General features: G+C 50.9%; 9 protein-coding genes. 6 read left to right on the forward strand and 3 right to left on the reverse strand.

Going from position 1 to position 8,217, the window contains the following annotated elements; genetic code table 11:
- Positions 1-767: PrpR N-terminal domain-containing protein (locus AB7E14_RS16540; protein WP_428169687.1), on the reverse strand; the 767-nt coding region annotated here is incomplete at its 3' end.
- Positions 768-1,002: 235 nt separating this feature from the next.
- Between AB7E14_RS16540 and AB7E14_RS16545 the strand changes: the two genes are divergently transcribed.
- From AB7E14_RS16545 to AB7E14_RS16570, 6 genes are all read left to right on the forward strand, one after another.
- A complete protein-coding gene (locus tag AB7E14_RS16545; protein WP_428169688.1) occupies positions 1,003-2,199 on the forward strand; it encodes a CaiB/BaiF CoA transferase family protein in 1,197 nt (398 codons plus the stop codon).
- Positions 2,200-2,210: 11 nt separating this feature from the next.
- The gene (locus AB7E14_RS16550) at positions 2,211-3,128 is read left to right on the forward strand and encodes a hydroxymethylglutaryl-CoA lyase (protein WP_044264501.1); all 918 of its coding nucleotides are present in this window, start codon (positions 2,211-2,213) and stop codon (positions 3,126-3,128) included.
- A gap of 50 nt (positions 3,129-3,178) precedes the next feature.
- Positions 3,179-4,498 carry an MFS transporter gene (locus tag AB7E14_RS16555; RefSeq protein ID WP_225851818.1) on the forward strand — a complete coding sequence of 440 codons (1,320 nt, stop codon included), beginning with the start codon at positions 3,179-3,181 and terminating at the stop codon, positions 4,496-4,498.
- Between the two features lie 235 nt (positions 4,499-4,733).
- The gene (locus AB7E14_RS16560) at positions 4,734-5,153 is read left to right on the forward strand and encodes a hypothetical protein (protein ID WP_200050351.1); all 420 of its coding nucleotides are present in this window, start codon (positions 4,734-4,736) and stop codon (positions 5,151-5,153) included.
- Between the two features lie 618 nt (positions 5,154-5,771).
- Positions 5,772-5,972, forward strand: a complete 201-nt coding sequence (locus AB7E14_RS16565) for a hypothetical protein (RefSeq protein ID WP_042999290.1) — start codon at positions 5,772-5,774, stop codon at positions 5,970-5,972.
- A gap of 20 nt (positions 5,973-5,992) precedes the next feature.
- Positions 5,993-6,217 (forward strand): hypothetical protein, encoded by a 225-nt coding sequence (locus AB7E14_RS16570; protein WP_042999291.1) that lies wholly within the window; start codon positions 5,993-5,995, stop codon positions 6,215-6,217.
- On the opposite strand, the gene AB7E14_RS16575 is transcribed toward AB7E14_RS16570, so the two are convergent.
- Positions 6,201-7,400, reverse strand: coding sequence for an MFS transporter (locus tag AB7E14_RS16575; RefSeq protein ID WP_061069588.1), 1,200 nt, complete (start codon positions 7,398-7,400; stop codon positions 6,201-6,203). The two genes, AB7E14_RS16570 and AB7E14_RS16575, sit on opposite strands and share 17 nt — an antisense overlap.
- 78 nt (positions 7,401-7,478) lie before the next feature.
- The coding region (locus tag AB7E14_RS16580; protein WP_428169689.1) for an SdiA-regulated domain-containing protein at positions 7,479-8,217 on the reverse strand (739 nt) is incomplete at its 5' end.

Genomic DNA, 8,217 nt, shown 5'->3' on the forward strand with positions numbered 1-8,217 from the left:
AGCAATACCTGGTTAATCCGCGTATTTTTAATGACCGTATCCACCGGTTTGCCAATCACCTGCGAGGCCATCAGGCCAAATATGTTCTCGGCGGATTTATTGAAGATCTGGATCTCGTTATTTTCGTTGGTGACGATGATCCCTTCCGTAATTGAGGAGAGAATGATCTCCAGTCGCGCCATATCCTGCTGCTTGCGACGGGTCGTCTCCACGATTGCCATCGCTTCGCGTAGCGCGCTGTTCACCGATTCCAGACCATTTTCGATCAGAATCCCGTGCATCTCATAGTGTTCCGCCGTGTCTGAAACCGGTAATCCTCCCGCCACCGTCTGGAAATTACGTGCACGGCATTTTTTGAGTTTATCGACCATATCGGCGTGCGACAGGAAGATAAATTCTTCGATCTCCACGTCCAGTGCGGTTGCCACCAGATTTACGTCAGATAAATAGTTCTGATAATTAAAAAAGGCGATTTTATGCGGATGTTTTTTCAGTGGCGTGAGCGACTTAAGCAAATCCAGCGCGGACATGAGAATACGTACTACCGGAATTTTGGTTACGCGATCGATATAGTCCGCCGTACCGCCACGGCTGATAATGATGTCATAAAAATCAGGGTCGAGATTTCGCGCAATCCCCGCGGCTTTTTCCAGGCTTCCGTGAAAAACATGGCAGTTAAAAATACCGGCGCACTGCTCAGTCACCACGGCTGCCAGTGCCGGATAGGGGGTTATTAAGGCCAGATTCGGTAACGTTTTATGTGACATAAATCACCATGGAAAATTTGTGGCTATCACAAACCAATATCACAACTGTTATGAATTTCAAAATTGAAAGCCATTTTTCTTTCTCTCAGATAAATAGCAAAATGCAATAAATCTATTTGTTTCATTTGGTTAGATTAAATACTTCCGATTTATTCATTCCTGGCACACATATTGGATTAGACAATCTATAAGGCAAGCGGCCTTGTGCTTTATCTACTAAAAAGTGAGGGAAGGAATGAACAAACAGTCTGGTGTATTAAGCGGTGTTCGTGTGCTGGATTTAACCCGGGTGCTGGCTGGCCCTTATTGCGGAATGATGCTGGCGGATTTTGGCGCGGATGTGATTAAAATCGAATTGCCGGGGAAAGGGGATGATTCACGGGCCAACGCGCCGCAAATTAATGGCGAAAGCGCCTACTTTATGAATTTAAACCGCAATAAGCGCGGAATGACGCTGAATCTTAAATCTGAAGAAGGTCGGCAGATATTTCTCGATTTAGTTCGCGACAGCGATGTGGTTCTGGAAAACTACCGTCCGGGTGTGATGGAAAAACTGGGACTTGGCTATGAGGATTTGCGTAAGGTGAATCCGGCGATTATTTACGGCGCCGTTTCCGGCTTTGGTCATACCGGCCCGTATTCGAAACGCGCGGGTTACGACATCATCGGCCAGGCCATGAGCGGACTGATGAGCACCACCGGTTGGCCTGATACGCCGCCTACGCGCACCGGGACAGCTATTGCGGATGTGGTCGGAGGGATGAGTTGCGCCATTGGCGTGCTTGCCGCTTACGTCAATCGCCTGAAAACCGGTGTCGGCGAAAAAGTGGATATTGCGCTGGTCGATTCGATGGTGTCGTCGCTGGAAATTATCAACATTATTTACCTTAATACAGGACGTATTCCGACGCCTATTGGTAACCGCTATGAAGCGATTTATCCGTATGACTCTTTCCAGGCGCGTGACGGTTACGTCATTATTGCCTGCGGCAACGACAAATTATATGGCCTGCTGAAAAACGTTCTGCAAATCAGCGCGCTGGAAGATGAGAAATTTAAATCTAACCTCGACCGCGTTGCTCATCACGCCGAGCTGAAAGACATTATCGAATGCTGGACCCGCGATTTAGATATCGACACCATCGTGTCGATGCTACTGGATGCCGGTATACCTTCTGCGCCGATCAATACCATCGACCGTGTGACGCAGGATCCGCATATTGCTGGTGCCCGCGAAATGTTTGTCGATATTGAACACCCCGTCGCCGGGAAAATTACCATGACCGGCAATCAGGTTAAATTCACGAACAACAAGGCGACCATCAGAATGCCTGCGCCCACGCTTGGTCAACATAATTACGAAGTGCTTAAAGAACGTCTGGGCTATTCAGATGAAAAAATTGAGCAGCTTATTCGTTCCGGCGTTCTGTAAGGGGTTCTGCCATGTCGACATTTATCCAGATTACTGAAGTCGGGCCAAGAGATGGTTTTCAGAACATCAAAGCGTTTATTCCTACCGATTTAAAAATAAAAATTATCGATCGTCTGGTCGAGTCGGGGATCGGCGCGATGGAAATCACCTCGATGGTTAGTCCTAAGGCGATTCCACAAATGAGCGATGCCCGTGAGGTTATTCAGCATGTTCTGAACACGCATCCGCATATTATTCCGTCAGTGTTAGTACCGAACGTGAAGGGGGCCAGTCTCGCCAGTGAGGCCGGCATTAAAAATATTAACTATGTGGTTTCGGTCAGTCCGGCGCATAACAAGGCCAACATTAACCGGACGCATGCCGAGTCGCTGGAGGATCTTTATAAAATTCGCCACACGTTCCCGGATATGACTATTACGCTGTCGCTGGCGACGGTATTTGGCTGCCCGTTTATTGGCGAGACCAGTCGTGAAACGCTGATGGATATGATCAAGTTTGCCGATGATCTCGGGATTTCGGCGGTAACCCTGTGCGACACCATCGGCGTCGCCAATCCGACTCAGACATTATCTGTACTGCGCGGGATCCAGCAGAAATTCCCCAAAATGGACATTGGTTTGCATCTGCATAACACCCACGGTATGGCGCTGGCCTGTATGTTTGCTGGCGTTCAGTCGGGCATTACGCGCTTTGAGACCGCCGTCGGTGGACTGGGCGGGTGCCCGTTTGCGCCTGGGGCCGCCGGTAATGCCGCCACCGAGGATGCGGTGAATATGTTTAACCGAATGGGGTTCGACACCGGTATCTCACTGCCTGACCTGCTGGATATCGCAAACCTGATCCGCAGCACGATTGAACCGACGTTGTTGAGCAGTCTTTCGCGAGCCAGAACCTACAGTGAATTTGATTTTTGCAGCGAAAAAATCTGACCTCTGATACGGAAACAGACATGATGAATAATAATATCGGGAAGCCGAAGATGACCCATTATAGATGGTGGGTCATGAGTTTTATCTTTGTAACCTACACCGTAGCTAACGCCGACCGCGCAAATATCGGCTTTGCTATTCCGTTTATTCAGGAAGAATTTCAAATCTCAAATACCATGGCAGGACTGTTAATCAGCCTGTTCTTTGCCGGCTATGCGTTTTTTCAAATTCCTGCCGGGTACTTGATTAAGAAGTTTGGCATGCGTAATGCATTTGCAATGGGGATGTTATTAACCTCCGTGTTTACGGGGTTGATGGGGATGGTGAATAACATTTTCCTGCTGAAGATCCTGCGTTTTATGGTGGGCGTCTGTGAGTCACCGGTGGTTATTGGCTCGACGGTGACTATCAACCAGTGGTTTCCCCCGAAGGAAAAAGGGACGGCAACCGGGCTGTTTCTGGCAGGATCCAAGTTTGGTCCACTGATCGTCCCGCCGCTGTGCGCCTGGATCATCACCGTCTGGGGATGGCGCTATATCTTTGTCTTCTTTGCCATTCCGGGCTTGCTGTTGGCGATCTTCTGGTATCTGATGGTTCGCAATAAGCCGGAAGAGAGCCGCTTCGTGAATGAGCAAGAGGTCGCTTACATCCGCGAAGAACAGCTTCCGGCGACGACTCAGGAAGCCGCCGCACCGGCCGTTCCTGAGTTCAATTACTGCTGGCTCGACAAGCTAATTCGCACAAAGCAGGTTGAAGAACTCTCCTGTTCAAAACAGGTCTTCCGCTGCTGGGATATTTATGGCGTCGCGCTGGGATACTTCTCGATGGTGGGGATTGTCAGCGTGCTGATGTCATGGCTGCCCAAGTATCTGATCACCGAACGCGGATTCGATCTGACGAGTTCTGCCGCACTGGCAGCCGCACCGTTTCTCGGGACGGTCATGGGCAACTTTATTGGCGGCGTGCTCTCTGACCGGGTGCTGAACAAGCGTCGTAAACCGCTGATGTTGCTCAGCGCCGGGGCGACGATCTTCACCATGTACTCACTGGTTTATGCGCCAGAAAGCAAAATCGTTCTGTCGCTGATGCTGTTCCTGCTGGGGCTGATGCTGTCGCTGGGCTATTCGGCTTACTCGGTCTACGCGATGGGGCGGGCGAATAAAGACATTTATCCGATCGCTTACAGCGTAATCAACATGGGCGGGCAACTGGGTGGTATGTGTATGCCGCTGATTGTGGGTATTATTCTGGATGCTTACAACTGGGATGCGGTATTCATGGCGATGACCGGATTCTGTGTGCTGTGCTTTATTCTGGTCTCCACGGTCATTGAACCGTTGTCGAAAAATATGAAGGTCAACTACCGGTAACCCGTGTGGTGATGTGCGGGTAAGCGCGTGGGCTGCTTACCCGCACGTTGAACGGCGCATCTGTAGGCGCTATCGCGTCAGGTCAATGAAAGGTATGAAACGGCACGGGCTGACTACAACTTTCCTGTTATGGAGCGCGGCCGCAGAGTTCACAAAAATTAGTGTTACCCCTCCTGTTCGTCATCGTTTTATCCGGGCGGCCTGCATAACTGTGTTTGCGCAAAGGTGATGATGTATGGTTGATCGAATGTGCGTTCCGCCACTGGCTTCACGACGGGTGAAGCGAACTCAAATTCGCTCACGCGATAAATGGGTTGAAACGGATCTGTTTGTTGAGCAGGGCGTCAGGTATTTCTTTCATGTCACCGGAAAGTGGTGCGATATGGGGCATTATTGTGACGCGAACGGTTACACCGTCGGCTATTTGAATTTTGCCCGACTCTGGCTGCGTTGCCGCCACGAATCTGCGACCTGGTTTACCCTAATTGGTACTATTGATAAATCAACCGATACCATGTTTGTGATTGGCGACGGCACCCGGCTCAATAATGGCTGGATTGCGCCCCGCAGCGGTGAGTTAGTGGTGTTTGCAAATGATATGTCGGGGATGTACTGGAATAACTTTGGTTCCGTCGTGCTGGAAGTGTGGCGATGAAAAGTAAAGTCAATATCACCCGCGGATGACAGGCATGTCTGGTGGCGTAAAATTTAGTGTACAAAAGCAGTCGGTATTTGTGCGCTTCATCAGATTCTTACCAAAAGCTGGCAAAATTCAGCTTTTAAAATTGATCCATGTCAATTGATGCGCACTTAATTTGCGTCGTTAAAAAATGTCCTTATTTACGACTTGTTTACCTTTATTGCGTTTATGGTGGCGGTGGTAAGACGTCTGATAACAAAGAAAAGAAGTGACGTTAGCGAAAATTATTGAAAGAGATCGTCGTAACTCTCTCTAAAAAAGCCAGTTATTGCCTTCAAAGTAAACATTTATCCTGGAAGTAACTTATTGGCGCATAGGAATTTTCAATAATCGTGGTGAATGTTTTGCCGGAAGCGCAGGGGCTGAAATGCACTGAATTAATCAGAACATGTAAATAAACCCTGACATCATTAGCCTGCTACGGGCTATCTTTCACTTGAAACAGCGTTCCATTTTAAGGCGTTTTCTTAACATTTCTATCACCCGGCTGCTGAAATTTTGTACGTTGACTTGTTATTCGACCAACTGCATATTCCTCCCCAGTTAAGACGACATAGCCTTCAGGAGCCGACGATGCCTTCCCGCGATTATCCCGATACCCGTAAAGCCAGGGGAACCCGTTCTAAAGATATGGTGCTGTTAAGCGCCCGTGTTGAGACTACGCTATGGGACTACGTTCGGGCGTTGGCGTTAGAAACGCGTAAAAGCAAACAGGACATTATTGCCGAAGCGCTCATGCTGCATCGCACCGCCAATGAAGGCGGCCGTGAATAAGTGCGGGCGGATTTTACAGGATGATGTTTTTACCTCTCTGGCGCGCCATGGCGTGTATTACCGTCACCGCATTAGGACTGACCCTGGTCGTGACAACCGTCTCGCTCATGACGTGGGAACTCAGCGTAACGCTCTTTCCCTGGTCAACCGCGACAACCAGTAAAATCGTCACGGCTTCGCTGCTTTACGAATTACTGGAGTGGATCCACCAGGTCCCCCGCATTATGGTCAGCGCATGTCTTTGATGCGGCACGCCAACAAACGCTTTTGTTTATAGAATTGCAGGGCGCTGATCGTCGCGGCGATAAATAACGCCAGCGCGCCGCACAGCGTGGCATCGGTAATCGCCTGCGTGCCACTGCCTAACAGCGTGGTTAACAGCGGACCCAGAATCTGGCCGATACCGTAGGTCAGCGTCACAAACCCGAGCAGGTTGAGGTTTCCCGGCACAATAAGCTGTCGCGCGAGGGTCATGACCAGCGAGGTGGTGCCCATAAACGTTGCGCCGAACCCCACGCTGCTCAGTACCAGCAACAGCGGAGAGCCGCTGGCCAGCGTCAGGATCACACAGGCCCCCTGAATCACCAGGTTTGCCGTCAGGCATTGCAGCACTCCCCAGCGTTTCGCGGCCCACAGCCAGGCGAAGCAGCCCGGCACAATTGAGACACCGACCAACGTCCACAGATGAACCGTCAGCAGTGGAGAACCCGCCCCTTTCGCCATAAGCGGTAAATAGGTGGCAACGATGATGTAACCGAATCCTGCCAGTCCGTAGAGCAGCGCCAGTAGCCACCAGCGCATCGGCTGCGGGTCACTTTTTGCCTGGGTGGCGGCAGGCAGCGTGTGGGCGTGGGACGGAAGCAGCAGCACCAGCAACATCGCCAGGACGGCCGAGAAGGCCACCGCCCCGATCCACAGCGCGTGGGAGGAGAGCGCAAAGTGCAGACCAGCAATCACGTACTCGTTACCCAGCGCAATCCCGACGCCGACGCCAGAAAACAGCGAGGCAATGACAAAAGGATTGCGGGTATGTTGCAGCACCAGCGTGGAGCCAAAGATCAGCATCCCGGCGCTGGCGACTCCCGCCAAAAAGCGCACCAGCATCACCACCATGGGATTGGAGAATAGCGCCATCGCGAGGATCAGTGCGCCGGTCGCCACCGCTGAACTCAACAGCATAGGGCGTAAACGTCCCGGCAGATGAAAAAGCCCGAACGAGAACAACAGGCTGCCGACCAGGTATCCCGCATAGTTGACGCTGGCTATCCACGACAGTTCGGAAAACGTGAAGCGCCCCTCAGCCAGCAGTACGGGCAGCATTGGGGTATAGAGAAAACGGCCAATTCCCATGCCCAGCGCGAGGACCATCATCCCGAAAAGGGCGGTGCGCAGTGAATACCGGTCTGCGATGTGCGGTTGCTGGCTCATGCCGTACCCATTGTTATTTGTCGTGAGCGAAATGCGAGAGTAACAAATTTATAACAAATGGGTAAGGCGATGGCGGTATTATTGTGCGCTCTCAGACGTGAAGCGGTAAAACAGGTTGGGCTCTGCCACGATAAACAGCGTCCCCTGGTTATCCATCGCGATCCCTTCAGCCTGCTGTATGGTGTGCGCCAACCCGTGGTGACCTTCGGTTAGCGGCATGACGCCGAGAACGTTGCCGTCGGTTCTGACCTCTTTGAGCACTCGTGATTCGTGAGATAGGATCAGCAGGCTGTTCCGCTGCGGATTAAACTCCGCGCCTGAAATATCCTGCACACCTAGCTGTTGTTGCAGCGCATGGTCTTTACTGATGGTCAGATTGTCATTATTGAGCAGCCCCGTCACTTTATAGATCCCAATCGGTCTCTTTTCTTTAAAAAACCAGAATGTCTCTTTTTCACGTGACCAGGCGAGGCCCTCAAAACCGTCGTTGGTCGGGGTTTCATACAGATTAAGCGTTAACTTTTTGATGATGTTGACCTGTGACTGCGCATTGAGGGTAATCACGTAGATGGAATAGTCACTTTCATCGCTGATGACAAATGTGTCGTTACCAATGAACTCGATCGTCTCCAGATCGCGAATAAAATCGAGTGGGATGGTACGCAGCAGTTGACCCTGGCGGGTTAATTCAATAATCGCGGCGGGTTTATTGATTGTGCTGAACAACGTATTCGTTTTATCGGACCAGGTGAGTGAGGAGACATTTTTTTTCACGCCCGCGATCTGTTTAGCGTCTATCGTCGCGCGATAATCGGCA

Source organism: Citrobacter sp. (assembly GCF_050252275.1).
Classification (GTDB): Bacteria; Pseudomonadota; Gammaproteobacteria; order Enterobacterales; family Enterobacteriaceae; genus Citrobacter_A; species Citrobacter_A amalonaticus.

Coding starts and splice junctions, on each gene's coding strand:
- AB7E14_RS16565 (WP_042999290.1), top strand. CDS start 5,772: ATGCCTTCCCGCGATTATCCCGATACCCGTAAAGCCAGGGGAACCCGT.
- AB7E14_RS16560 (WP_200050351.1), top strand. CDS start 4,734: ATGGTTGATCGAATGTGCGTTCCGCCACTGGCTTCACGACGGGTGAAG.
- AB7E14_RS16550 (WP_044264501.1), top strand. CDS start 2,211: ATGTCGACATTTATCCAGATTACTGAAGTCGGGCCAAGAGATGGTTTT.
- AB7E14_RS16575 (WP_061069588.1), bottom strand. CDS start 7,400: ATGAGCCAGCAACCGCACATCGCAGACCGGTATTCACTGCGCACCGCC.
- AB7E14_RS16570 (WP_042999291.1), top strand. CDS start 5,993: ATGATGTTTTTACCTCTCTGGCGCGCCATGGCGTGTATTACCGTCACC.
- AB7E14_RS16545 (WP_428169688.1), top strand. CDS start 1,003: ATGAACAAACAGTCTGGTGTATTAAGCGGTGTTCGTGTGCTGGATTTA.
- AB7E14_RS16555 (WP_225851818.1), top strand. CDS start 3,179: ATGACCCATTATAGATGGTGGGTCATGAGTTTTATCTTTGTAACCTAC.